This is a genomic window from Agrilactobacillus fermenti, from assembly GCF_021030645.1.
Lineage (GTDB): Bacteria > Bacillota > Bacilli > Lactobacillales > Lactobacillaceae > Agrilactobacillus > Agrilactobacillus fermenti.
In genome coordinates this window covers 22,286-46,504 of the sequence record NZ_JACGCJ010000013.1, presented here as the reverse complement: position 1 = coordinate 46,504, position 24,219 = coordinate 22,286, and the positions used below count along the sequence as shown (strand labels likewise).

Below are 24,219 nucleotides of genomic sequence, written 5' to 3'. Positions count from 1 at the left end.
ATTTTTTACTGTAATCTAGAACAAGAATACATTGTAGATTAATTTATGGAGGCAACATTGATGAAGTCAGTTTTTAAAAAGCGCGGATTTATTATTGGATTGGTGATTGTGGTGGTACTTATCATTGCAATGATTGGAATTGGTATTGCTCGCAGTCGTTCTAGCAACCACACAAATTATCAAATCGTAACAATCAAGCGTGATTCTCCATTACTACTCAAGGGACAAATCGCCTCAGATAATACGGTGGATGTTACGACACCAGTATCTGGCACTTTAACTTTATCGCAGATCAACGTTCAAGATGGACAGCATGTTGAAGCTGGACAAGTCTTGATGACATTGCATGATAGTTCAGCTGAAGACCAATTATATGAAGCACAAGCTAGTTTAGCCAAAGCACGTTTAGCCATGCAACAGGACCAACAAGCTTTGAACCAGGCACAGCAAGCGACAGCTGGTGCTCAAGATCAGTCAGGCATCCAGCAAGCGCGGAACCAATTATCCCAAGATGAATTAGCCGTTTCACAAGGCGAAACTCAGGTAAGTAATCTCCAAAATCGGTTGAATCCGATTGTAAAAGCTTCTATTTCAGGCACGATTTCACTTGATGATACCGCTAACACAACAACAGGGATGCCATCAATGAAAATTATCAGTGATGGTCAAGTAATTAATGGTCAGATTTCTGAATACGACTATGCCAAAATTCGCCCACAGACACAAGTGACTGTATTGCCAATTAGTTCAGGTGCTAAATTGAAGGGTACGATCTTAAGTGTTGATAACGTGCCAACTCAAAGTGGGGCTGGTTCAAGTGCTACAGCTGCAACTGCCGGTGGTGCGGGTGCCGGGACTTCAAGTAGTAGTGTTTCTTACTATAAATTTACGGTTAAAATTGATCAACGCTTGGTCAATGGCTTCAATGTTCAAATTAAGGTACCACAAAATACCATTCGTATCCCGAGTGCCGCAATTGTTAAAGAAAAAGGTAAGAGTTATGTTTATCGAGTTGTCAAAAATAAGGCAGTCAAAACTGAAGTCCGTGTCAGCAAAGACAATGGTGTCACTTACTTGGATAACGGATTAGATTTGAAAGATAAAATTGTGGCCAATCCTGATAAGAATATGAAATCTGGACAGGAGGTCAACAGTAGTGCTGATTAACCTAAAAAATGTAAATAAATACTACCAAAATGGGGATAGTCAGTTTCATGTGCTCAAAAACATCAATTTGAGTATTGATTCCGGAGAGTTTGTTTCAATTATGGGACCTTCAGGCGCTGGTAAGACGTCGTTGATCAATGTGTTGGGCTTTATTGACCGTTCATTTGAGGGTGAATACCAATTCGATGGTCAGTCATACGATACAATCGATGACCGAACCTTGTCGCGTTTACGTAATCAAAGTGTTGGTTTTGTTTTCCAAAATTTTAAATTGATCCAGAACAATACAATCTTGGAAAACGTTGAATTGCCGTTGCTATATGGCGGCATGTCTAAAAGAGAGGCCAAACCGATTGTTTTAGAAGCTTTAGAAAAGGTTGGATTACCGAATAGTGCCACTAAGATCCCTAATGAATTATCAGGGGGGCAGCAGCAGCGGGTAGCCATTGCACGGGCTATTGTGCATAAACCTAAGTTTGTTTTGGCTGATGAACCCACCGGTGCATTAGATTCAAAAACATCTAGTGAAATCATGGCAATTTTCAAAAAGTTGAATGAAGATGAAGGCACCACAGTTTTGCTTGTAACCCATGATAAACGTGTATCAGAATACGGCGACCGGTTGATCACAATTTTTGACGGTGCAATTACGTCGGATAAGCAGGTGGAAGTATGAGATTTCAAGAAGTATGGGAGACAGCATTACGGTCGATTTTTAAAAATAAGCGGCGTAGTATCCTAACCATGGTCGGCATCGTTATTGGGATCGCAGCTGTTGTCACAATTTTGGCAATTGGCCATGGGTTTTCAAATTGGACGACTAAACAACTGACGAGCAATGCGCGTGGTGAAACTCAAGGCACGATTGTTTTTACGCCTAACAATCAGTCTGATGATGAGGTTAGTTCTTCAATGGTGGGCTTTGATCAGTCTGATGCTATTTTGGTTGAAGGCATCTCTGGTGTTAAAAAGGCAAAGATTGAAAAAGAAACGGATCAGAATATTTTTGAACAGACATATAATGTCAATGGTAAGATGCAGTCGCAAGTTATCGGTTTGGTCAGTAAAAAAGGTACTGCTGTTAAATATGGTCGAGCTTTAAGACCACAGGATGATCTTTTACAACGGCAAGTTGCTGTGATCGATACCGATTTAGCCAAAGGTGTTTTTGGGAATAGCCGTGCTGCTCTTGGCCGGGGGATTGATGTAGATGGAGAACTGTATGAAGTTGTTGGTGTACGGGAACCTGTCAATTTTTCTTTTAATCTAAGTACGTCCACTGAGAGTCAATTGCAGTATGCCAATATTCAGGTGCCAAAACAGACTTATGCTCAGTATAGCCGTGGTAAAGGAAATACGAGCAACACCTTATCCATTACAATTACCAAGGGGCAAAAAACATCTAAAGTACTCAATGAAGCCGTTAAGCAGCTAAAAGCAACAGGGACGCAACGGAATAGTGGTAAGTATGAAGCAAATGATCCTTCACAGGCAACTGATAGTATTGGGAAAGTCTTAGGGGCAGTGACAACGTTTATTGCAGCTATCGCAGGGATCTCACTATTTATTGCCGGTGTTGGGGTCATGAATATGATGTATATTTCTGTTGCTGAACGAACGACTGAAATTGGGATTCGTCGAGCAATGGGTGCGACACAAAGTAATATTAAAATGCAATTTTTATTGGAAAGTGCAACTTTAACAATTATTGGTGGTCTGGTGGGGTACCTATTAGGGTTAGCCATTGCTGCTCTGATAGGATTAGCACTACCATTCCCGATCAGTGTTGATTTTAGTTCCTTCTTACTTGCATTTGGGGTTTCCACGTTCGTTGGGCTTGTATTTGGGGTCATGCCAGCATCTAGTGCCAGCAAGAAAGATTTGATCGATATTATTCGTTAAGATTTACCCAGTACAAAGGAGCGTGTTCCATGAAAAAATGGTTCAACAATGCATCAGTATCAGATACACGTATGTTTATGATCATCATGGCTTTGACAAGTTTGTTGACTTTGTTCTTTTCCTTATTTCTATTTCCCGATCCTAAAGTTCATGAAGCGTTAGGTAAAGTAGGCAGTAATGGTGGAGCAATGATTGCTGTGATTGGTTCAATAAGCGGTGCGATCGGGATTGTCATTGGTTTATTTGTGACCGTGTACTTACAATTCCTACTGTATTATATTGTAATGTCGATCAAAAAAAGGACCATGACTAAAGAAATCAATCAGCTCGCTAAACGTAGCTTTTATATTAGCACCGCCATTTCTTTGATTGTTTCACAATTAATCAATATTATTGCCATGCTGATCGAGCAACATCAAATTGTGGATACTACATTTACAATAGTGGTCACGGTCATTCAAATTTTGGTTACGATTGGTTTATTGTATGGCTTCTTCAAATATTTAGTAAAGGACCTACAAGTTGGCTATTGGATTATCACAGTAGTGTTTGTTGTCCAACTGGTAATTGCTTTAATGCCAATCTTTAGCAAGTATTCACTTTAAAATGACAAAAGAAGCGTTCGGGTACAAGACTAATGCCTTGTTTCCAGACGCTTCTTTTTTAGCTGGAGAAATTTAATTTTCAATCTCTAATTGTTGTCGAATATTACGAATTATAGTTTTGTTACCGGTAAAAATCAGATGATCGCCTTGTTGAAGTTCTGTATCACCATGAGGTGCAAAGAACTCATGATTGCGATAAATTCGGGCAATGGTAATATCATTAATAAATGGTAAATTCTTGATCTCCAGACCTGTGAAGCGTCGGTTATTAACGGTGACTTCAAAGAGACCTGAATCGGTATCCGTAATGATTTTAAAGGTCGCAGGGGCTTCGATCATGCTTCGTAACATGGAAATATTAGCTTCAAAAGTATTGAAAACTTCCACGCCTTGTTCTGTTAAGCGATCATATTGATCATTTGCGACATTTTTAGTTTCGAAGCGGGCGATGATACGAGGGACATTTTCATCTAGAGCCCATTGCGAGAGCTCATAATTTCGTTCATGATCGGCATAAGCCATCACAATAACATCGGTATCAAAAGCCTGGTGTTCAATCAACGCGGCTTGAGTTAAGTTGTCTAAGAAAACAATATTGGCTTCAGAATTGTAAGTCCGGTAATTATCTTCACGGTCGGTGAATAACGTAACATCATACCAACCCTTGATCAATTGCTGAGCAATCGGCACGGTAATCAAATTGGCACCAATAAAATTAACCTTTGTCTTCTTAAGGTCCTCTGGTTCTGGTTGATGAAATTTGTTAAACAAAACTGGAAATAGGACACAGACAATAATTGCAGCTAACGTGAAGGCACCAGACTGGGCTTCGGTGATTACTTTTAAATTCCGACCTACTTGTAAAGCAGGCAAGACGATCGTAATCGTCGTGGTACTTAGAAAAGTACCCGCCCAGGCGTTACTATTTTTAAAGCGCCGTCGTAAAATCCAATAAATCGGTAGCTTAGCTAACATGAACCCCAGTAGGAAAACTGGAATCAACGTCAAAGCTTGCGGATCAGCAAATAGGGCGCGAATATTTAACTTGACGCCAGTCATAATGAAAAAAATTGGAATGAAAAAGCCATAGCCTAACGAAGTCAGTTTGTTTTGCGTTTCCTCCTTTGGTCGTAAAAGTTTCATCACGATCCCAGCTAAAAAGGCTCCCAGGATATTTTCAGCACCCACACCTTCAGCAATAGAAACTAATGCAATGATCAAGAAAAATGCCAGTCGAATATCTAATTGTGTCGTCGATTTATCAATAGCTTCAAAGAAATGGTAAATTCGACGCGAACGGGCCAGCAGAAAAATCGCGGCCAAAAAAATTAAGGCGATCAGCCAGACACGTTCTGCGTGGGCACTGTGCAGGGAAGCGTAAATCGTGAGGGCTGTCAGGGGAATCACTTCACCTAGGGCAGCAATCAAAAGCAGCGTCTGTCCTAGCGGTTTACTTAATAGTTCTTGTTCCTTCAAAGCGGCAATCACAATACCAAGGGCAATCGTGGCAAAAATAATGGCCGCTAATGGCAATTCTGTAAACAGGCCCAAAAGTTTTAAGATGTATGCTAGACCAGTGGCTAGGACAACAATGATTATAAAGCTGCTGCTGGCGATTTTAAGTGGCGTCCAAAATTGTTTATCTTTACCGACTTGCGGTTTAAATAAGGTAAAGTCGATTTCCATACCGCTTAAAAATAATAGAATTATGACACCTAATGATGATAATTGATTTAAGGTGCTGTTCACGTGTATGATATTTAGTAGACTTTTACCGAGAATAATCCCAACAAGAATCTCGGCAACAGCCGTGGGTAAATTTGAAATGTGGAATTTAGCTAACAACAATGGGGTGGCTAAAGCCGTAAAAATAACGATTAGAAATGATAGATCTTCCAAAATGAGCCTCCTTTAGGTATGCAATTAAATATTTCGGAAAGAAGCGAAGCAATGAAGCAGACAAAAAAACAAATCAATCTTTGGATCATTGCACTTGTTTTAGTAATGGGCATTGGCCTGACGATTTTTATGCGCCATAACGCTTTTTTATACAAATATACAGTTGCCCAAGTCACAGCGACCCAAACATTGAGCAAACATAAAAATGAAGATACCCATCAAAATGTAGACTATTCTACGACGCAAAATATTACCTTAAAAATATTGAATGGGCAACATAAAAATAAAAAATTTAATTTACATAATACCTATACTTATTCTCAAGCATTAGACCAGAAGTATCATCCGGGGCAACAAGTTTTGGTTACCTTGAATGCTAAATCACCTAGTAAATCCGTCATTATTGGCCAAAAACGCGATACGTTGATCGTGACATTGATTTGGCTGACCATTTTGCTGATTTTAGTGATTGTCCGTAAAAAAGGTGCCCTATCTATTTTAAGTCTATTGGTCAATGTTTTGTTATTTATTTTGGCGATTCAATTAGAACTACGCCATAACGGGAAGCATCTGCTGCCTATTTTTGCCGTGTTAGTTGTTTTGTTTACGTTATTTACAATTGGTTTGATTTTTGGCCTTAATGCGGAAATGTTTGTTTCATCGGTAGCCACAATTACAGCGACTTCGGTCAGTTTTTTACTGTTTTTACTCGTTTTAAAATTGACTCATGAGCAGGGGATACATTATGAAGCTGTGAGCTATGCCGTGCAGCAGCCTAAAACAATCTTTTTGGCACAGGTTATGATTGGGGTGCTGGGTGCAATTATGGATGAGAGTACTGATATTACTTCAGCCATGCATCAACTTAAATATGAAAATCCAGGATTGCCCTTTCACAAGGTGTTTCGCTCTGGTTTAAATATGGGTAAGCAAATTATTGGTCCGTTGATCAGCATCTTATTTCTAATTTTCATGGCGGATACGATTCCAATGGCCATTTTGTATTTGCGAAATGGCAATAGCATTGTCGAAACCTTCAACTGGACCATGTATCTCGGTTTAGTACAATCACTAGTTAGTGCCATCGGTATCGTATTAACTGTACCGTTGACCAGCGCACTAGCTGGCCGATTTATAGGAGGTAAACGATGAGTTTAGGAGTCGTCAGTGCCTTAGCACTTATTTTGTTAGTTTTATTGTTATTAGTCACTGGTAAAGATACCTTTAGTATTTTTGGTGGGATGATTCTGAATTTTCTAGCTATTTTCTTTGTGATCTTACTGATTGCTTTAGGCACACCACCCTTAGCTACTGCTTTTATCTCTGGCTTAGTGATTCTGGCAATCATTATCTATTTCAGTCCGGTGGGTTTGAAAACCGGGACAATTGCTTATATTGTTTCCGTGTTGACGATCGTGTTACTAGTCTTATTAATTTTGCCAGTTCAGTATTTTGGGCAGTTACAAGGCTTCGGGAATGAGACAAATGAAGAATTAGGTGTTTTTTCCGTACTGATTGGCGTGTCCTTTGGCCAGGTGGCGACTGCGATGCTGCTTATGAGTGCGTTGGGGGCCATTGCGGAAGCTAGTATCGCGATGGTCAGTGCCTTAAATGAATTGATTGAAGAAACGCCAGATCTGACGGATCAACGGCTATATCATGACGGTCGAATCATCGGTGGTAAAATTATGGGCACGGCTTATAATACTTTGTTCTTTGGCTTCTTTGGAGGTTATTTAGCTTTATTCATTTGGTTTATCGAGCTGAAATATTCGCCAGCTTTATTGATCAATGATAAACTATTTATTACTGAGGTGGCGTCAGTGATCCTATCCATGATTGCTGTGACGTTAACGGTACCATTTACTACGTTCTTGGTCGTACGCTGGCGTCACCGCATGATTTCTAAAAGTAAGAGGTGAATACGTGTGAAAATTGATATTATCATGCATGTGCCCCACGAAGGTCCGGGTTTGCTAGAAACAATCGCGGCACATTTTCAAGATCAATTGATTTACCATCGGCTATATGAAGAGCCAAATGCAATTCAAAAGATTGACCCAAAACAAGTGACATTCCTAATTGTGATGGGTGGTCCAATGAGTGCCAACGATGATTTACCTTGGCTGCCATTGGAGCGGCAATTGATCAAAGCTGTTTATCAAAATGGCGGCCGAGTACTTGGGATTTGTTTAGGTGCTCAGCAAGTGGCCCTAGCGTTTAATGGTCGAGTTGCACCTATGCGCTATAAAGAGTTAGGGTGGTTCCCAGTCGCTTCAACTGTTGAAGACCTGCCCAGTGGTTTAGTTTTTCATTGGCATGGTGAAAAAATTGAATTGCCAGATATTGCCCAGCAAATTTATACCAATGATCATTGTCCTGCGCAAGGGTTCCGTATTGGTGATCGTGTCTATGGATTACAATTTCATCCCGAGATGACGCAGACTGGGTTAGACCAGTTATTAGCCGCGGATGCCGCCTACTTAGATGAACCCAGCGAAACGGTTCAAAGTCTAGCTCAGATGCAAAAGTTTGATTGGCGGACGAGTACGGGTCAGCGCATCACCGAAATGATTTATGAAGCGATTCGCAATAGCTGAGCGTGTGATAAAAGGTGTTGCCTTTCGCACACGTTTAAAATTTAATTGTTCGTACACAAAAAGTGGCTGCAAACAAAACATTAGCTTTGTTTATAGCCACTTTTTTAATCAAGTGTCATCATTATTTTAATTGACTAATGGCGTCAAAGTCAGCTTTAGCTAATTTAATATTTGCGGCACTGACATTTTGCTTCAAGTGAGCCAAATTGGCTGTTCCTGGAATTGGCAAAATAACTGGCGAACGTTGTAGTAACCAAGCCAAAGCAATTTGAGCTGGTTGAGCCTGGTATTTTTCAGCAATCTTGCTTAGCACACTGCCGGGCTCTGCAAGCTTACCAGTCGCTAATGGAAACCAAGGTACAAAAATTTGCTGATGGGCTTCGGCATAATCTAAAACAGCCTCATCTGTACGGTCAATCACGTTGTAGCGATTTTGAACGGCATCGATTTTAACGATCTTTTCAGCGGCTTCTAGATCAGCAACACTAACTTGGCTGAGGCCAATGTGTTTGATCTTACCCTCGGCTTGCATTTTTTTAAGTTCACCCAGCTGCTCAGCTAAAGGCACCTTGGGATCAATCCGATGTAAAAATAACAAATCAATGTGATCGACACCCAAAGACCAGAGATTTAATTCGACTTGTTGACGCAAGTAGTCTGGCCGGCCATCTGGTGTCCACAAGTTAGGTCCTTGGCGCGTCTGCCCCACTTTGGTGGATATAAATAAATCACTATATACTCCCTGGTAAGGTGCATAGGCTTTTTTCATTAACAAGTTGGCGAAGAAGGGCCCATAGGCGTCGGCGGTATCAATAAAATTGATACCCAATTCGACCGCACTTTGTAGGACTTTAACGGCATTTTCGGGGTTTTCAGATGGACCCCAAACACCTTTTCCAGGTAATTGCATGGTCCCGTAGCCTAAACGATTAAACGTTCGGTCGCCTAATGATAAGGTGCCCGCGTTTTTTGCATTGATTTCAGCCATAATTAGCAGCACTCCTTTATTTGAATTTCAATGGTATTTTAGGAGTTAGGTCATAGGAAAGTCAAATATTTATTTTATAATAGTTCTTGGAGATGATGATATGAAACAATTAAGTGTTCAAAATCATAAGCTTACAGAGATCGGTATTGGCACGTGGTACCTAGGTGAAGGCTCACAGGCACAAACAAATCAAGAAATGGCAGCAATTAAAGCTGGGCTGGATCAAGGCATCAATGTGGTCGATACTGCGGAGATGTATGGGAATGGTCAGTCAGAGACATTGGTTGGTCAAGTACTTAAAGATTACCAGCGGACAAATATTTTTTTGATTTCCAAATTTTTACCATCTCATGCAACGCCAAAAGCGATGAAAAAGAGTTTAGAACAATCTTTACGCCGGTTACAGACAGACTATCTTGATTTATATCTGTATCACTGGCGTGGTGGGACACCATTGGCAGAAACATTAGCTGGCATGCAGGCTTTGCAAAAAGCTGGCTATATTAAGCATTTTGGTGTCTCAAATTTTGACGTTGCTGATTTGAAGGCACTGTTAGCTTTACCTGGTGGTCAGGACTGCTTTGTCAATGAGGTGTTGTATAATATTCAAAGTCGTGGGATCGAGTATGATCTATTGCCTTATCAAAAATCTCAAGGAATTGCTTGTATTGGTTATTCACCACTTGGTTCTTCACAGGGCCATTATCTTAACCAAAAACCAATTTTGGCAGAGATGGCGGCGGCAAAACATATTTCTGTACAACAGTTATTAATTGCATGGGTTTTACGGCATCATGAAGTAATTACGATCCCACGTTCTGGTCAAAAAGCACATATGTTAGCGAATGTTGCTGCAGCTGACATATCTTTTACAGCTGATGAACTGGCACAGTTGGATCAATATTATCCAGCACCGACACACAAACAACCTCTAGAAATAATTTAATTGAAGATTATATATTAAGGATGATCGAATGCACATTTTCGGCCGAAGCTTAAAATTTGTCCTGTATTTAAGCCTGATCGTATTTTTCGGTTTAATGATCCCCAAAATTTATCAAGAATATCATGATTTTACACAACGTCAACAGATCTTTAGCCGGGTGCGCGAGGCGCAAAATCAAGTTTCCAATCAAGCAGCGCCAGCTAATTGGCAGTCCCTTAATAATTGGTGGCTGGTCAATCAGGAAGGGGTTTTATACTACAACGATAGCTATTTAAATACGCAGCAGCGTGCGCTAACTCGACAAGCCGCTGCCTGGTGGAATCAAGCAGCTGGTCAAACGCTGATTCAGCCACAGCCTAATAATGTAAGCAAAGCCGATGTTTACTTGGCTTATGTTAATGATGATCTGCTGAATTATTCTGGATTGACAGGGACAAATCACTTATTGCTGCTAAACCAGGCGGATATGACTAGGGCAAATAATGAGAATGATACTTTAAATGTGATCATCCATGAATTTGGTCATGCTTTAGGCTTAGCCCACGCCCCTCAGTCCTATCATGATGTCATGTCGCCTAGTCAAGTTGCCACAGGACAAGTACAACAAGCTTCTAATTATGATATTCAAGCTCTCAAGGCTAGTTTGGCGCGTATGCAATCTGCGCTGCATCAAAACATGACCATTGAAAGTTATCAACAGGTTGCCGGACAAACGCCTTATCCTACTGATTTAACTGCTTTGGCTGATCCACTACAAAATGGTCGGGCGTCGCTGGCTGCAGTGATCACTGGGATGATTCAAAAAGTTAGTCACCGTGATAATCTGACGGCACAACAAACGCAAATTTTGCAGCGCACGAAAACCAGCGTTAAAACGATCACCAATAATGAAGCTGCTAGTGATCAACAAATTCGCAAAGCTCGTGCAGATTTTAAGCAATTGATTACTGCTTTCAATTTACAAAATTATTTCCCACAAGCCTATCCTCAGGCACAATCTCAAGAAGAAGGGCAGCAGATCAAAGCCTTTTTTCAAAAAATTCAGGGTAGTTTCTGATAATTTAAAAATAAATTCTTATTGAGATTAACATCTACTTGTAACATTGGTAACTGTTTTGTAATAACCCCAGTGTTATACTCTTCCTAGATTATTAGAATAATGTGATCCATTGAAAACATTTTTAGGAGGATTTGCTTTTTATGCGGGGAAACAAGAAACTCTCATCATCTGTAATGGCAGCAGCGTTTTTAGCGTCAGTGGCGGCGCCAACTGTTGCCAGTGCACAACAAGTGACCGTTAAATCGGGGGACACTTTATCACAAATTGCGATCGACAATCAAACAACGGTGGCTGACTTAGTTCAAACGAACCAAATCAAAAATCCCAACTTGATCTACCCAGGACAAAAAGTTGAGACTAGTGCTGCAGCTGCACCCAATACCCAAACACAGACCCAACAAACAAGTACACGCCAAGTGACCTTGCAGCAAGGGGATTCTTTATGGACGATTGCGCAGCAGTACGGCGTCTCTGTCCAAGCATTAGCACAAGCTAATGGCTTGTCTAGTATCTATGCGTTGATTCATCCAGGGCAAACGTTGACGATTCCAGATAATAGCCAAGCGGCTGCGACTCAGGTAAATACGACAGCGCCAGCAGCTGAACAGACAAGTGTGACACAAGCCCCTGTCGTTCAACAACAGTCAGCTCAAACGACGCCAGCTGCACCAGCAACTCAAAGTACACAAACAGTCGCTCAGTCTGGTCAAGATCAAGGCACATTTAAGTTATCTTTTTATGATCCTGCTGTCTTAGGTTCGAATATGGGTTATGGTGGTGTGGCTGCCAATCTATCCGTCTTTCCAAAGGGCACCCGCTTAAAGATAACGTTATCTGATGGCACTGTTTGGTATCGGACTGTTAATGATACCGGTACTTTTGCATATAGTAACTCACGCCAGTTGGATGTTGCGATGCCAAACGCACAAATTCCATCTGCTGGTATCATGTATGCTAATGTTCAAGTTTTAAGCTAAGATAACCTAAAAAATTATAATAACGTTTTTAAAAGCCGATAACATTGAATTCTAAATGTTAAGGCTTTTTTTAACGTTATTTATAAAAATACGGTAGAATGATAAATGAAGATTATAAATACGGAGGATAATTATGTTAAAAGTAGGTATTATTGGCGCGAATGGTAAAGCTGGTGCATTGATCGCTAAAGCAGCGGTAAATCGCGGTATGGCAGTTACGGCCATTGTTCGTCAAGAAACTGATCAAGATCAAGGCTATACGATTTTAGTCAAAGATTTATTTGCTTTGACCCCAGTTGATGTGCAAGCACTGGATGTCTTAGTTAGTGCGGTTAATTTCCCAGACGATAGTACTAAATTTGATGCAGCTACGCAGCACTTGATCAAATTGGTACGGGGGACTCAGATCCATTTAATGATCGTCGGTGGGGCCGGTAGCTTGTGGCTTGATACTGCCCACACGCAGCAACTTAAAGATGCACCTGATTTTCCGAGTGCTTTTAAACCAACTGCAACGGCAATGGCTCAATCTTTAGCGACCTTGAAGGCTGCTAAAGATGTGAATTGGACTTATGTTTCACCAGCGGCTGATTTTAGTTATATGGGTGGGTTAACTGGTAAATATGTGATCACTGATGATGTTTTTGCGACTGATGATGACGGCAAGAGTTTCTTAAGTTACAAAGACTATGCCCAAGCTTTTGTCACAATTATGGCTAAAAAGATATATCGGCAAAAACATGTCGGCGTTCATCATGTTTAAACTTGTACTTTAGACTAAATGCTGTTAGCATATGGTGCACGTAAGGATAGGTGAACAGGATGCAAGTGGAACAAAAAATAGAAATAAGCGATGCTGAATGGGAAGTCATGCGGGTCGTTTGGACGCTAGGCACTGCCACGAGCCGGACTTTAATCGATGTCCTGCAAGAAAAGATGTCGTGGAAGGCGCCAACTGTCAAAACGCTGATTGGTCGGCTTGTCAAAAAAGGTGCATTAGTCACTGAAAAAAAGGGTCGGGCATTTATTTATCGGCCAACAATTGCGGAGCAGCGGGCAATTGATGAGGCGACGACGACACTGTTCAACCATCTATGTCAGATGCGTCGTGGCGAGGCCGTGCACCATCTATTAGGCGAGTTAACGCTCAGCCGCAGTGATATTGAGAAGTTACAAGCACAACTAGCTGAAAAAATCAAAACAGCGCCAGAGGCAGTGGCCTGTGATTGCTTACCCGCTGATTTTAAGTTAAAGGGTGGCGCGTGAGACAAAGGCGGTCAACGACTAAGTACTAATAAGAAGCACGATAAATGGCGGCTTTTCCATTTGAGTGATTCGGGTTAGGTGAGGTCGTTGCCTTGTGAAACACGGTTAAATTTAATTGGTTCTAAAGCTGACGGGTGGCTGAGACAAAATTAACGTTTTGTTTTCAGCCACCTATTTAATTATGACTATTTATGGTTTTAAAAACCCTTTATCCCATGCGCTTTTTTTACATAGCGGGTTATTGAGGAAATTTACGAATTGCGTTCAACTTAAATTTAAGACTTGCATTTTTACAATTACAATTGTAAACTTAAAATGTAAATTAATGAAACAAGGTTATAGGGGGTAGCGTAATGACAAAAGATAAGCTGGCTTCAGAAATGGGGCACGATCATAAAATGGCTATGTCACATATGGATCATGATATGGCTGATATGGATATGGACGATATGGGTGGCGACATGATGATGCATGGGGGACATATGATGCACATGGGCAACTTGAAACAGAAATTTTGGGTTTCCCTTGTGCTGACTTTGCCCATTTTGTTGCTGACGTCGTTCATGGGGTTGACACAGCCATTGATCACTTTTTCAGGTAGTGAATGGGTCGTTGCGGTTATCGGAACCGTGCTGTTTTTCTATGGTGGTAAACCTTTCTTCTCAGGTGCTATCGGTGAATTAAAAAGTAAAGCCCCAGCAATGATGACTTTGATCACCATGGGCATCGGGGTTGCCTATATTTACAGTATTTACTCAGTGATCGCCAACAATATTTTTCATGTGACTCCAATGGTCATGGATTTCTTTTGGGAGTTGGCAACTTTGATCGATATCATGCTGCTGGGCCATTGGATCGAAATGAATGCGGTAATGAACGCTGGCTCAGCTTTGGATGATCTTGCCAAATTATTACCAAGCTCGGCACACAAGCTGGTAGAGGGTGCCACGCAGGAAGTACCGATACGTGATCTCCAGGAAGGCGATCATCTGCTGGTCAAAGCTGGCGAAAAAATTCCAGCTGATGGCACGATTGTTGAAGGGACATCTAATGTGAATGAGTCCATGGTCACAGGTGAGTCTAAACAGATCACCAAGCACGTTGATGACAAAGTATTTGGTGGCTCAGTTAACGGTGATGGGACTTTTCAATTAACTGTGACGGGTACCGGGAAGAATGGTTTTTTAGCGCAAGTTATGAAATTAGTCAATTCAGCCCAACAAGAAAAATCAGCACAAGAAAATTTGGCAGATAAAGTTGCTGGTTGGTTGTTCTATGCCGCTTTATTTGTTGGCATTTTGGCCTTTATTATTTGGCTGTTTCAAACAGATCTGGCTACTGCTTTGCCGGTGGCAGTGACTGTTTTCGTCATTGCTTGTCCGCATGCTTTAGGCTTGGCAATTCCCTTAGTCGTGGCTCGGAGCACATCGATTGCCGCTAAGAATGGGTTATTGATTCGGAATCGGAATGCGTTAGAACAAGTTAAAGATTTGAAATATGCGTTGATGGATAAAACTGGAACATTGACTGAAGGGGACTTCAAGGTCAATGCCTATGACACACTATCTAATCAGCTGACTAAGTCACAAGCTTTGCAGATTTTTGCCAGCCTCGAAGCGGGGTCCTCTCATCCTTTAGCTGTTGGTATCGTGAACGCTGCCAAGGCTGATCGAGTTACTTTCACCAAGGCTCAAAATGTTCAACAATTGACTGGGGTCGGTTTGTCAGGCGATGTGTCTGGTCAGACCTATCAAATTGTCTCAATGGCTTACTTAGTTCAGCAAAATATCCAGTTTGAGCAAGCTAAATTTGAGCAATTAGCTGCCAATGGGAATTCGATCAGTTTTCTCTTACAGGATGGTGATGTTTTAGCTTACGTTGCTGAAGGGGATGCAATCAAACCAGAAGCTAAGCATTTGATCGCTGCTTTGAAGCAACAAGACATTACCCCAGTTATGCTGACTGGAGATAATGCCCAAACAGCGCAAAAGGTTGCACAAACACTTGGCATCACGGAAGTCCGAGCACAATTATTACCAGAAGATAAAGAAAAATTAGTTCGCGAATATCAAACCAAAGGTAAAGTTTTGATGATCGGGGACGGGGTCAACGATGCGCCTAGCCTAACTCGGGCAAATATCGGGATTGCAATTGGCAGTGGGACTGATGTGGCCATTGAGTCTGCCGATGTGGTTCTTGTAAAAAGTAACCCCAATGACGTGGTAGAATTCTTAAATTTGGCGCGCAAGACCACCCGTAAGATGACTGAAAACCTCTGGTGGGGGGCTGGTTATAATATTCTAGCAATTCCATTAGCCGCCGGTGTGTTGGCCCCAATCGGCTTTATTTTAAGTCCAATGGCTGGTGCCGTGCTGATGTCTTTAAGTACGGTGATCGTCGCCATTAATGCGTTGACTCTAAAACTCGGCGAGACCGAAGATTAAGGCAAAACCCTAATTTATTAAATTATTATTTACATCTGTAAACGATAATGTTGCTTTTAAAACGTAATCATTTTATTAAATAGAAATTGAGGTGAGTTCATGAGCGAATGTCGCTTTAATATAGATGGTATGATGTGTGCCAGCTGTGCCCAAACGGTGGAAAAAGTCACTAAAAAATTACCCGGTGTCACTGAGGCTAACGTGAATCTAACGGCTGAATCGATGCAAGTTGATTTTGACCCCAATGTGACCCCTGTGGCTCAAATTGAAACAGCCGTTGCTGATGCCGGCTATGGCGCCAATGCCCAGTTGACCACGGAAAACTTTGCGATCGATGGCATGGTATGTGCCAGCTGTGCTCAGACGATCGAAAAAGCTGTGAAGCAACTGCCTGGAATGATCGAGGTACAAGTCAATCTAGCCGCAGAAAAAATGCGGGTTAGCTTTGATAATTTTGTTACCGACAATGCGGCCATTGAACAGGCTGTCACTGATGCCGGTTACGGCGCCACACTGGCTGACGAAGTGGCTCATCCAGAGCAAGCCGAAGCCTTGGCGGAGAAGAAAGATCATCAACTAGCTGATCTAAAACAACGCTTCATCTGGTCTGCTATTTTCACAATTGTATTGCTATACATTAGCATGGGCCATATGTTGGGCGCTTGGCTGCCTAGCTTCTTAGAACCAACTTTACATCCAGTAACGTTTGCACTGACCCAATTGATACTTGTCTTACCGGTGATGTACTTAAACCGTAGTTATTACTCGGTGGGCTATAAAACTTTATTTAAGGGCCATCCCAACATGGATAGTTTGGTAGCTGTTGGTACTTCTGCGGCTTTTATTTACAGTTTGATCAATACCGGTTTGATGATGATGACCAGTATCGGCTTTCATGATCAGCTATACTATGAAGCTGCGGTTACGATTTTAACCTTGATCACACTGGGGCGTTATTTTGAAACCAAGTCCAAGCAGAAAACAGGGTCGGCCATTACTAAATTAATGGACTTAGCGCCTAAAACAGCGTGGGTTCAAAGTGGCGATACCTATATAGAGCAGCCAGTTGTTGATCTACAGCTTAATGATATTCTGATGATCAAACCTGGTGCTAACATTCCCGTGGATGGTCAAGTTCTTTCCGGCAGCAGTAATGTGGATGAATCCATGCTAACCGGTGAAAGTATGCCAGTGGCAAAAGCTGCCGAAGATGCAGTCACTGCGGGCACGTTGAATCAAACAGGCCAATTATTGATCAGAGCAACACGTGTAGGGAATCAAACAACATTGGCGAAAATCGTTAAACTTGTTGAAGATGCTCAAGCCACCAAGGCACCCATCGCACGATTGGCTGACAAAATTGCAGGTATCTTTGTCCCAACAATCATGATTTTAGCTACGCTGGCAACCATTGCTTGGCTATTAACTGGGCAATCATTAGCCTTCGCATTGACGATTTTCGTTTCTGTTCTGGTCATTGCTTGTCCTTGTGCCCTGGGCCTGGCAACGCCCACTGCAATTATGGTGGGGACTGGTCGAGGCGCTGAAAATGGGATCCTGGTAAAAAATGGTGCCGCTCTGGAAACAGCCAGTCAAATCGATACCATCGTTTTTGATAAGACCGGTACGTTGACAAAAGGTCAGCCAGAAGTCACTGATTGGTACTTTCCAGGATTATCAACGGCGGAAAAAACAAAGTTACAAGCACAAATTGCCAGTATTGAACAAGGTTCGGAACATCCTTTAGCTGCCGCTATTGTAGCCGCCGCGAAACAAGCAAAACAAGCCTTACCAACTGCAACGGCATTGCATTTTATTGCGGGTCAAGGGGTCACCGGTCAAGTTGTTGGTCACGAGTTAGCCATTGGCAACCAGAAACTGATGGCTGAGCGGCACTTGTCAACTACTCTAAAGCAACAACAAAGCACGTTTGCCCAACAAGGTAAGACGGCCATGCTGATTGCCAAAGATAACGAAGTCCTGGGCATTGTCGCTGTTGCTGATCAAGTCAAACCCGATGCTAAAGCGGCAATCCAACAATTAAAAGCGATGGGTGAAAAAATTGTGATGCTGACGGGTGATGGGGCGGCCACCGCTCAAGCCATTGCAGCTCAATTAGGCATTGATCAGGTGATCAGTGACGTTTTACCCGACGGTAAAGTGGCTGCGATTCAATCGCTACAAAAAGAAGCTCAAGTCGTTGCCATGGTTGGGGATGGCATCAATGATGCACCTGCTTTAGCCCAAGCTCAGGTAGGTTTCGCCATCGGTAATGGAACGGATATTGCCATTGATTCTGCTGATATTGTCTTAATTCATCAAGATCTGATGACGGTGGCAACGGCCATTGATTTAAGCCAGCAGACCATCAAAAATATCAAGGAAAACCTGTTTTGGGCTTTTGCTTATAACGTGATCGGCATTCCGATTGCCATGGGCTCACTGTACATATTCGGTGGGCCATTGTTGAACCCAATGATTGCTGGGGCAGCCATGAGTTTCAGTTCCGTTTCAGTTGTTTTGAATGCCCTACGTTTGCGGGGCTACAAACCCAAGTTTCAACGAGCTTTATAATTAGGTAACAAAGATTAAAAACTATTCTAAATTTAAAGGAGCGATTTTTTATGACAAAAACAGTTGCAATTAAAGGTATGAAGTGTGAAGGTTGTACGGAGAATGTTGCCAAAGCATTTAATGCTGTCGCTGGTGTTGACTCAGTCAAAGTTGATTTGGACAGTAAGCAAGCCGTTGTTACTGGCGACCCCAAAGATCAAGATTTGATCGATGCCTTGGCAGAAACACACTACAGTGTTGAAAGCATTCAGTAATTTTTACTTGTGAAACAAATTTGATGTTAATAGAAGTAATTTAATAGATCGGTCTCAAAGCGACTGCGACAAAAGAAATCTTTTGTTTGCGGCCGCTTTTCTTGTTTACTGAGACCAATTAGTTGCTATCGCCAAAAGAGATTGCTATGATATTTCAGGAAGCGCTTTCTTTATGATAAGTTTCCGTTTATACCAATAGAGTGAGGGTGAGTTTTATGCAATTATTAAAGCCGCATATTGCGACGACTAAGGTATCTGCAGATAAGGTGGATCAAACTTATAAGCGATTACGGCTGCAAGTATTCTTAGGTATTTTCATTGGTTACGCCGGCTATTATTTATTGCGCAATAATTTTTCACTGGCGATTCCCCAGTTGACTCAGGAAGGCTTTTCCAAGGGGCAATTGGGCTTGGCATTATCGGCGGTCTCATTAGCTTATGGGATCAGTAAATTTGTGATGGGGATCGTTTCGGATCAAAGCAATGCTCGTATTTTCCTCCCATTAGGGCTACTATTAGCCGCTTTGGTCAATTTTGCTTTTGGCTTTATTCCGTTTCTAACTTCAAGCATTACTGTGATGTTTGTTGTTCTGTTCTTACTTGGCTGGTTTCAGGGGATGGGTTGGCCGCCGTCTGGCCGTGTCTTGGTCCATTGGTATTCGATTAATGAACGGGGCAGTAAAACGGCGATTTGGAATGTAGCTCATAATGTCGGTGGTGGCTTTATGGCGCCCATCGCCACGGCGGGCATCGCTATGGTGGGCACTTTCTTTGCATTTGGCGGTATAAAGTCATATCACGGGGCCTTTATTCTACCGGCAATTATTGGTGTTGTCGTTGCTGCAATTGCTTTTTTATTGATTCGAGACACGCCGGAATCGGTTGGCTTACCGCCAATCGAAGCTTACCGCAACGATTATCCCAATGAAGAACATCAACTGTTTGAAAAGGAACTGACAACTAAAGAAATCTTATTCCGTTACGTGCTCAACAACAAATGGATCTGGGTCATTGCCATTGCTAATATTTTTGTTTATTTAGTTCGTTATGGGGTTGAAAATTGGGCGCCAACTTATTTGACCGAAGTGAAGCATATCACGTTAGCTAATTCCAGCTGGTCTTATTTCTGGTACGAAATAGCTGGCATACCAGGGACATTGATTGCCGGGTGGCTTTCAGATAAAGTCTTTAAAGGTCGGCGTGGTCCAGCCGGTTTTGTATTCATGTTAGTCGTATCTGGCTTTGTAGTTCTATACATGAATGCCACGAATCTATGGTTGATCAATTTTGCCTTGATCATGATCGGTTTTTGGATTTATGGGCCAGTTATGTTGATTGGACTGCAGGCGTTAGACCTTGTGCCTAAAAAAGCAGCCGGGACTGCTGCCGGTTTGACAGGTCTATTTGGCTACTTCTTTGGCTCATTTTCGGCTAATGCCATTATTGGCTATACCGTGGATTGGTTTGGTTGGCAAGCTGGGTTTACTTTGATTTTAATTGCAAGTCTTTTAGCCGCTGTCATGTTTGCTTTAACTTGGCGGATTCGTGGTCAAGAAGTTCAGGCACAACATCATAAAGCGTAAACGCAACCGCTTCATAGGGGTATTTCAAATTAAAATATAGATAAAAATAGGTGATACTAAGCAAATGTTTTGTACCACCTATTTATTTACGGAAATTTTTGGTTTAAATGTATTCAAAAACCACCCGATGATTCTCGCACTGTGTTTTAAACGCGCTCAAAAGGGCAACGACTTTGCTTAACATCGAATGTCTCCAATGGCAGGAACGCCATTTGTCACCATTCTTGTTAATGCTCAGTCGCTAAACGCCCTTTCTCGCACTCTAGATTTTAAATAAGATTTTTCCGGTGCTTTTACCTGATTCTAATAGTTCATGTCCTTTTTTACCATCGGCTAGCGGTAAGATCGTTGGGGCGGTAATTTTGATTTTATGATCTATGAAATATTGAAATAAGCGGTGACTGCGTTGTTGCCGGATCTCAAAACTCGTTAAAAAGTGCCAGAGATCACCAGTTAGAATACTTTTAGACTGGTTGAGCAATGTGACCAGGTCTACTTTTGGCGGTTGCCCACCGGCCATGCCAAAAAATACGACTTTTCCCCGTTGGTGAATGAGTTTTAAGCTGGTGGGGATTGTCACGCCGACACCGTCATAAACGGTGTCAAATTGATTGGTCCAGTTAGATTGCCAATCGGTTTGTCGGCTTGGAAATACGGCTTTAACACCATGATTAAGGGCTAGTTGCCGCTTTTGGGGTGTGGATGCGGCACCATAAACATCGATGCCGTCAGCAATCAGCATTTGGGAAAGAATTTGCCCGACACCGCCGCTAATACCAGTGATAAATACTTTAGCGCCAGCTTGATTTTTCCCGAGATCGTGGGCTAAAAAGTCGGCTGTTAGGCCCTGCAAACCAATGCTTGCAGCAAGTTCAGGCTTGATTTCTGGTGGCAAAAAAATGGCATGATTACTTGGGACAACAACATATTCAGCATTGGCTAAGGGCACGTCAACAAATAGAATCAGCTGACCAATGGCAGCTTGATTATTTGCGACCCCTGACCCTATCGCTACGATTTCACCTACACCTTCATAACCGTCTATATAGGGTGTGTGCGGTTCGAGGTGATAATTACCGCGGCGACGATAAATATCGGCAAAGTTAAGACCGATATAGTGCATTTTGACCAAATAATCTTGAGTACCAATTGTTGGCGTGGGTAAATCACTATAAGTTAGGACATCGGCCCCACCAAATGTATTGAAATAGAGAGCTTTCATTCCGATACCTTCTTTGTTTTTGACATAGGTTCATCATACCACTTAAAAATTTTGGGCTTATCTTTAATAATGACTGACTGGTTATTGACTTATCAGTCATTAAGTCTATAATACAGTTGGATTCACATAGAAGTGTATTTTTTAAGTAATTGGTAGAAGCAAACTAGGAGGCCAAATGTGATGGCTCATGTGATTGAGATTCAGCACTTGCAAAAGCAATTTGGTAAATTTACAGCATTAAAAGACATCAACCTACAATTAAATGAGGGTGAGGTGCTAGGTTTTATTGGTCCTAATGGTGCCGGAAAGTCAACGACTATTCGAACGATTCTAGGACTGATCAAGCCTACCGCTGGTCAAGTCCAGGTGTTTGGACAAGACGCCTGGCAAAATGCGGTCACGATTCATCAGCAGTTGGCCTATGTGCCTGGAGATGTTTATCTTTGGCCGAATCTTACTGGGGGGCAGACCATCGATTTATTATTGCGTATGGCTAAACGGACCCATAACCAGCGGACTGATCAGTTGATTCAAGCATTTGGTTTAGATGTGCGCAAAAAGAATCGAACGTATTCAAAAGGCAATCGACAAAAAGTTGCCTTAATTGCGGCACTAGCAGCAGATGTCCCTCTATATATTTTTGATGAACCGACTTCTGGCTTAGACCCTTTAAATGAAATGGTTTTTCAACAACAGGTGGCTCAGTTAAAAGCTCAAGGTCGGAGTATCTTGTTGTCCAGTCACATTCTATCTGAAGTAGAGAAAATGGGCGATCAAATTGCGATCATCCGTCAAGGTGAAATTATTGAAGCGGGTTCATTAGCAGAGATGCAGCATTTGACACGTAATCAGGTCACCGTAACAACAGCCAAGCCAATGCTTGAGTTGACGCAGCAGGCGCATGTCCATCAAGTACATTTCAAAAATCAAACAAAAACAAGTGCTGAATTTTTGGTAGCTGATACAGCTATGAATACCGTTTTAAGTTATTTGACGCAGCAGCAGATCCAAACTTTAAGAACCACACCGCCGACTTTGGAAGCTTTATTCTTACGTTACTATGATACGAATCAAATAAAGGCAGGTGTTTAAAATGCGGCAATTGTTACAGTCTAGCTTAGTTTTACGGGCAAATTTGCGTCGTGACTGGATTAAGATTCTCATTTGGATAATCGTTTTAAGCGGTCTATTTATTACAGTTGCCGCCAAATTTAAGACGCTTTATGGTACTACGGCTCAGATTGAAACTATTGCGCGCACGTTACGCGCTCCAGCTATGATTGCTTTGTTCGGGCCTGTACCCAAAGGTGGCACGTTAACCACAGCGACAATTTTTGCCACAGAAATGTTGATTTTTTGGAGTTTATTTTTAATCATTTGTAATCTATCATTAGCCATCAACGCCAGCCGCACCCAAGAAAGTGCTGGCTTAACAGAGTTGATCCTTGGCGGCTATCCAGTCGGCCGTTTAGCGCCTTTAAATGCAGCGGCGTTGGAATTAACAATTGTTGATGGAAGCTTTGCATTGATCACTGGCTTGGGCACGACATTAGCTGCCATGCCAGGTAGTGATCTTGAAGGCAATTGGTTGTTTGCTTTGACGTTAGCCGCAGTTGGCTGGGCTTTTGGCATGATCACGCTTGTCTTTGCTCAGTTAGTTGTTGATAGTCATACAGCTAATATTTATGGGTATGCATTTTTAGGTCTAGCTTATGTTATTCGCATGCTGACCGATGTTCAAAACTCAGATTGGACTTGGTTATCACCTTTAGGCTGGATAGAAAAAAGTGCAATTTATACACAAAATCATTGGCTGCCCCTGGGTCTGCTCATTGTTTTAGGCGGCGGTGCTTTGATTTTAGCGTTTTGTTTAAATGCCCATCGAGATTCAGGCACTGGTATTTTACCAGAACATGCTGGACATCAGCGGAGTCGATTTTTACGGGGGCCCTTAACGTTATTATTGTGGCAGCAACGGACAACAAGTCTATTTTGGTTATTAGGTTTATGCTTGCTTGGTGTGAGTTACGGTTCGATTTTTGATACATTAGGCCAGATCGTGAATCAGTCGCCCGTCGTTCAGCAAGTGCTAGGTACAACTGGCATGCACCATCTTGCTCATTTACAGCTGCTCCATTTTATGAACCTTTTAGGTGTTATTTTTACGGTTCTAGCCAGTATTGCTGGCACCTTTTGCTTAAATCATCTGTACACAGATGAACGGAAGGGCTATTTACAATTGGTACACACACGGACAATCACCCGTGCTCGATTATATTGGGTTTACTTGGGGTTTGCGCTGGTCTTAACAGCCAGTCTGATCTTTGTTGCTTTAATGGGTACGATGCTTGCAGCAAATCAAGTCTTAACACAGCCATTAGCTTTTCACTATTTTGCAAAAGTATGGTTGGCGATGTTACCCATTAGTTGGGGCTTTTTAGCTATTGCTGCGGTTGCGATCGGTTGGCTGCTGCTGGGCCGGCAACTTATCTGGTTTATCTTAGGCGGCAGTTTTGTCATTACTTACTTTGGCCGTCTATTGAATTTACCCCACTGGGCCTTAAATTTGTCGCCGTTTCATTGGTTTGATCAGATTCCGCTGCACACGATCAATATCAGTCGAAGCATGGCGGTACTTTCATTTGGCCTAGTTGTGATAGTATTAGGCTTGATTGGTTACCGTCATCGTGATCTACAAGATTGACTAGTTGGCGGCAATAGATGTTAAAATA

Annotated in this window: 21 protein-coding genes; 18 read left to right on the top strand and 3 right to left on the bottom strand. The window is 42.0% G+C overall.

The features are described 5' to 3' along the window. Nucleotides 1-60 precede the first annotated feature (60 nt). From FHQ08_RS06175 to FHQ08_RS06160, 4 genes are read left to right on the top strand one after another with little or no spacing between them, the layout of a single operon-like run. Complete coding sequence (locus FHQ08_RS06175) at nt 61-1,167, top strand: efflux RND transporter periplasmic adaptor subunit (protein WP_230913524.1); 1,107 nt, start codon at nt 61-63, stop codon at nt 1,165-1,167. Further along, nucleotides 1,160-1,843, top strand: a complete 684-nt coding sequence (locus FHQ08_RS06170; protein WP_230913559.1) for an ABC transporter ATP-binding protein — start codon at nt 1,160-1,162, stop codon at nt 1,841-1,843. Before FHQ08_RS06175 ends, FHQ08_RS06170 begins: the two co-directional genes overlap by 8 nt. Beyond that, a complete protein-coding gene (locus tag FHQ08_RS06165; RefSeq protein ID WP_230913523.1) occupies nt 1,840-3,069 on the top strand; it encodes an ABC transporter permease in 1,230 nt (409 codons plus the stop codon). The genes FHQ08_RS06170 and FHQ08_RS06165 overlap by 4 nt, the downstream gene beginning before the upstream one ends. Before the next feature lie 29 nt (nt 3,070-3,098). Continuing rightward, nucleotides 3,099-3,674: a hypothetical protein gene (locus FHQ08_RS06160; RefSeq protein WP_230913522.1), complete on the top strand. Its 576-nt coding sequence runs from the start codon at nt 3,099-3,101 to the stop codon at nt 3,672-3,674. 72 nt (nt 3,675-3,746) lie between these two features. On the opposite strand, the gene FHQ08_RS06155 is transcribed toward FHQ08_RS06160, so the two are convergent. Next, nucleotides 3,747-5,573, bottom strand: a complete 1,827-nt coding sequence (locus FHQ08_RS06155; RefSeq protein WP_230913521.1) for a monovalent cation:proton antiporter family protein — start codon at nt 5,571-5,573, stop codon at nt 3,747-3,749. Nucleotides 5,574-5,624: 51 nt separating this feature from the next. Between FHQ08_RS06155 and FHQ08_RS06150 the strand changes: the two genes are divergently transcribed. Genes FHQ08_RS06150 through FHQ08_RS06140 form a run of 3 tightly spaced genes read left to right on the top strand, consistent with a single transcriptional unit; the run spans nt 5,625 to nt 8,173 of the window. Beyond that, a complete protein-coding gene (locus FHQ08_RS06150) occupies nt 5,625-6,725 on the top strand; it encodes a YibE/F family protein (RefSeq protein ID WP_230913520.1) in 1,101 nt (366 codons plus the stop codon). Next, nucleotides 6,722-7,495: a YibE/F family protein gene (locus FHQ08_RS06145; protein ID WP_230913519.1), complete on the top strand. Its 774-nt coding sequence runs from the start codon at nt 6,722-6,724 to the stop codon at nt 7,493-7,495. Before FHQ08_RS06150 ends, FHQ08_RS06145 begins: the two co-directional genes overlap by 4 nt. 6 nt (nt 7,496-7,501) lie before the next feature. Next, nucleotides 7,502-8,173, top strand: coding sequence for a type 1 glutamine amidotransferase (locus tag FHQ08_RS06140; protein WP_230913518.1), 672 nt, complete (start codon nt 7,502-7,504; stop codon nt 8,171-8,173). 121 nt (nt 8,174-8,294) lie between these two features. Here FHQ08_RS06140 and FHQ08_RS06135 read toward each other — a convergent pair whose 3' ends face one another. Further along, nucleotides 8,295-9,161: an aldo/keto reductase gene (locus FHQ08_RS06135; protein ID WP_230913517.1), complete on the bottom strand. Its 867-nt coding sequence runs from the start codon at nt 9,159-9,161 to the stop codon at nt 8,295-8,297. Between the two features lie 100 nt (nt 9,162-9,261). Between FHQ08_RS06135 and FHQ08_RS06130 the strand changes: the two genes are divergently transcribed. The 9 genes from FHQ08_RS06130 (at nt 9,262) to pgtP (ending at nt 20,265) form a co-directional block, all read left to right on the top strand. Beyond that, nucleotides 9,262-10,107, top strand: a complete 846-nt coding sequence (locus FHQ08_RS06130) for an aldo/keto reductase (protein ID WP_230913516.1) — start codon at nt 9,262-9,264, stop codon at nt 10,105-10,107. Nucleotides 10,108-10,135: 28 nt separating this feature from the next. Next, nucleotides 10,136-11,164, top strand: coding sequence for a matrixin family metalloprotease (locus FHQ08_RS06125; RefSeq protein WP_230913515.1), 1,029 nt, complete (start codon nt 10,136-10,138; stop codon nt 11,162-11,164). A 332-nt stretch (nt 11,165-11,496) separates the two neighbouring features. Then, nucleotides 11,497-12,144: a LysM peptidoglycan-binding domain-containing protein gene (locus tag FHQ08_RS12980; RefSeq protein ID WP_269073884.1), complete on the top strand. Its 648-nt coding sequence runs from the start codon at nt 11,497-11,499 to the stop codon at nt 12,142-12,144. Nucleotides 12,145-12,277: 133 nt separating this feature from the next. Further along, nucleotides 12,278-12,907: an NAD(P)H-binding protein gene (locus FHQ08_RS06110; protein ID WP_230913514.1), complete on the top strand. Its 630-nt coding sequence runs from the start codon at nt 12,278-12,280 to the stop codon at nt 12,905-12,907. A 59-nt stretch (nt 12,908-12,966) separates the two neighbouring features. Next, complete coding sequence (locus tag FHQ08_RS06105; RefSeq protein ID WP_230913513.1) at nt 12,967-13,410, top strand: CopY/TcrY family copper transport repressor; 444 nt, start codon at nt 12,967-12,969, stop codon at nt 13,408-13,410. Nucleotides 13,411-13,763: 353 nt separating this feature from the next. Then, complete coding sequence (locus FHQ08_RS06100; RefSeq protein WP_407929189.1) at nt 13,764-15,854, top strand: heavy metal translocating P-type ATPase; 2,091 nt, start codon at nt 13,764-13,766, stop codon at nt 15,852-15,854. Nucleotides 15,855-15,953: 99 nt separating this feature from the next. Further along, nucleotides 15,954-18,428 (top strand): heavy metal translocating P-type ATPase, encoded by a 2,475-nt coding sequence (locus FHQ08_RS06095; protein WP_230913512.1) that lies wholly within the window; start codon nt 15,954-15,956, stop codon nt 18,426-18,428. Between the two features lie 50 nt (nt 18,429-18,478). After that, a complete protein-coding gene (locus FHQ08_RS06090) occupies nt 18,479-18,682 on the top strand; it encodes a heavy-metal-associated domain-containing protein (protein ID WP_230913511.1) in 204 nt (67 codons plus the stop codon). A 215-nt stretch (nt 18,683-18,897) separates the two neighbouring features. After that, entirely contained in the window at nt 18,898-20,265 is a 1,368-nt protein-coding gene (gene pgtP / locus FHQ08_RS06085) for a phosphoglycerate transporter protein PgtP (RefSeq protein ID WP_230913510.1), read from the top strand. A 262-nt stretch (nt 20,266-20,527) separates the two neighbouring features. On the opposite strand, the gene FHQ08_RS06080 is transcribed toward pgtP, so the two are convergent. Further along, nucleotides 20,528-21,487 (bottom strand): zinc-binding dehydrogenase, encoded by a 960-nt coding sequence (locus tag FHQ08_RS06080; RefSeq protein WP_230913509.1) that lies wholly within the window; start codon nt 21,485-21,487, stop codon nt 20,528-20,530. Nucleotides 21,488-21,664: 177 nt separating this feature from the next. Here FHQ08_RS06080 and FHQ08_RS06075 point away from each other — a divergent pair, with 177 nt between their 5' ends. Next, nucleotides 21,665-22,579 (top strand): ABC transporter ATP-binding protein, encoded by a 915-nt coding sequence (locus FHQ08_RS06075; protein WP_230913508.1) that lies wholly within the window; start codon nt 21,665-21,667, stop codon nt 22,577-22,579. Between the two features lies 1 nt (nt 22,580). Beyond that, nucleotides 22,581-24,191, top strand: coding sequence for an ABC transporter permease (locus FHQ08_RS06070; protein WP_230913507.1), 1,611 nt, complete (start codon nt 22,581-22,583; stop codon nt 24,189-24,191). Nucleotides 24,192-24,219: the final 28 nt, after the last annotated feature.

Coding starts and splice junctions, on each gene's coding strand:
- FHQ08_RS06070 (WP_230913507.1), top strand. CDS start 22,581: ATGCGGCAATTGTTACAGTCTAGCTTAGTTTTACGGGCAAATTTGCGT.
- FHQ08_RS06095 (WP_230913512.1), top strand. CDS start 15,954: ATGAGCGAATGTCGCTTTAATATAGATGGTATGATGTGTGCCAGCTGT.
- FHQ08_RS06150 (WP_230913520.1), top strand. CDS start 5,625: ATGAAGCAGACAAAAAAACAAATCAATCTTTGGATCATTGCACTTGTT.
- FHQ08_RS06110 (WP_230913514.1), top strand. CDS start 12,278: ATGTTAAAAGTAGGTATTATTGGCGCGAATGGTAAAGCTGGTGCATTG.
- FHQ08_RS06130 (WP_230913516.1), top strand. CDS start 9,262: ATGAAACAATTAAGTGTTCAAAATCATAAGCTTACAGAGATCGGTATT.
- FHQ08_RS06100 (WP_407929189.1), top strand. CDS start 13,764: ATGACAAAAGATAAGCTGGCTTCAGAAATGGGGCACGATCATAAAATG.
- FHQ08_RS06145 (WP_230913519.1), top strand. CDS start 6,722: ATGAGTTTAGGAGTCGTCAGTGCCTTAGCACTTATTTTGTTAGTTTTA.
- FHQ08_RS06080 (WP_230913509.1), bottom strand. CDS start 21,487: ATGAAAGCTCTCTATTTCAATACATTTGGTGGGGCCGATGTCCTAACT.
- FHQ08_RS06165 (WP_230913523.1), top strand. CDS start 1,840: ATGAGATTTCAAGAAGTATGGGAGACAGCATTACGGTCGATTTTTAAA.
- FHQ08_RS06175 (WP_230913524.1), top strand. CDS start 61: ATGAAGTCAGTTTTTAAAAAGCGCGGATTTATTATTGGATTGGTGATT.
- FHQ08_RS06160 (WP_230913522.1), top strand. CDS start 3,099: ATGAAAAAATGGTTCAACAATGCATCAGTATCAGATACACGTATGTTT.
- pgtP (WP_230913510.1), top strand. CDS start 18,898: ATGCAATTATTAAAGCCGCATATTGCGACGACTAAGGTATCTGCAGAT.
- FHQ08_RS06135 (WP_230913517.1), bottom strand. CDS start 9,161: ATGGCTGAAATCAATGCAAAAAACGCGGGCACCTTATCATTAGGCGAC.
- FHQ08_RS06090 (WP_230913511.1), top strand. CDS start 18,479: ATGACAAAAACAGTTGCAATTAAAGGTATGAAGTGTGAAGGTTGTACG.
- FHQ08_RS06125 (WP_230913515.1), top strand. CDS start 10,136: ATGCACATTTTCGGCCGAAGCTTAAAATTTGTCCTGTATTTAAGCCTG.
- FHQ08_RS06105 (WP_230913513.1), top strand. CDS start 12,967: ATGCAAGTGGAACAAAAAATAGAAATAAGCGATGCTGAATGGGAAGTC.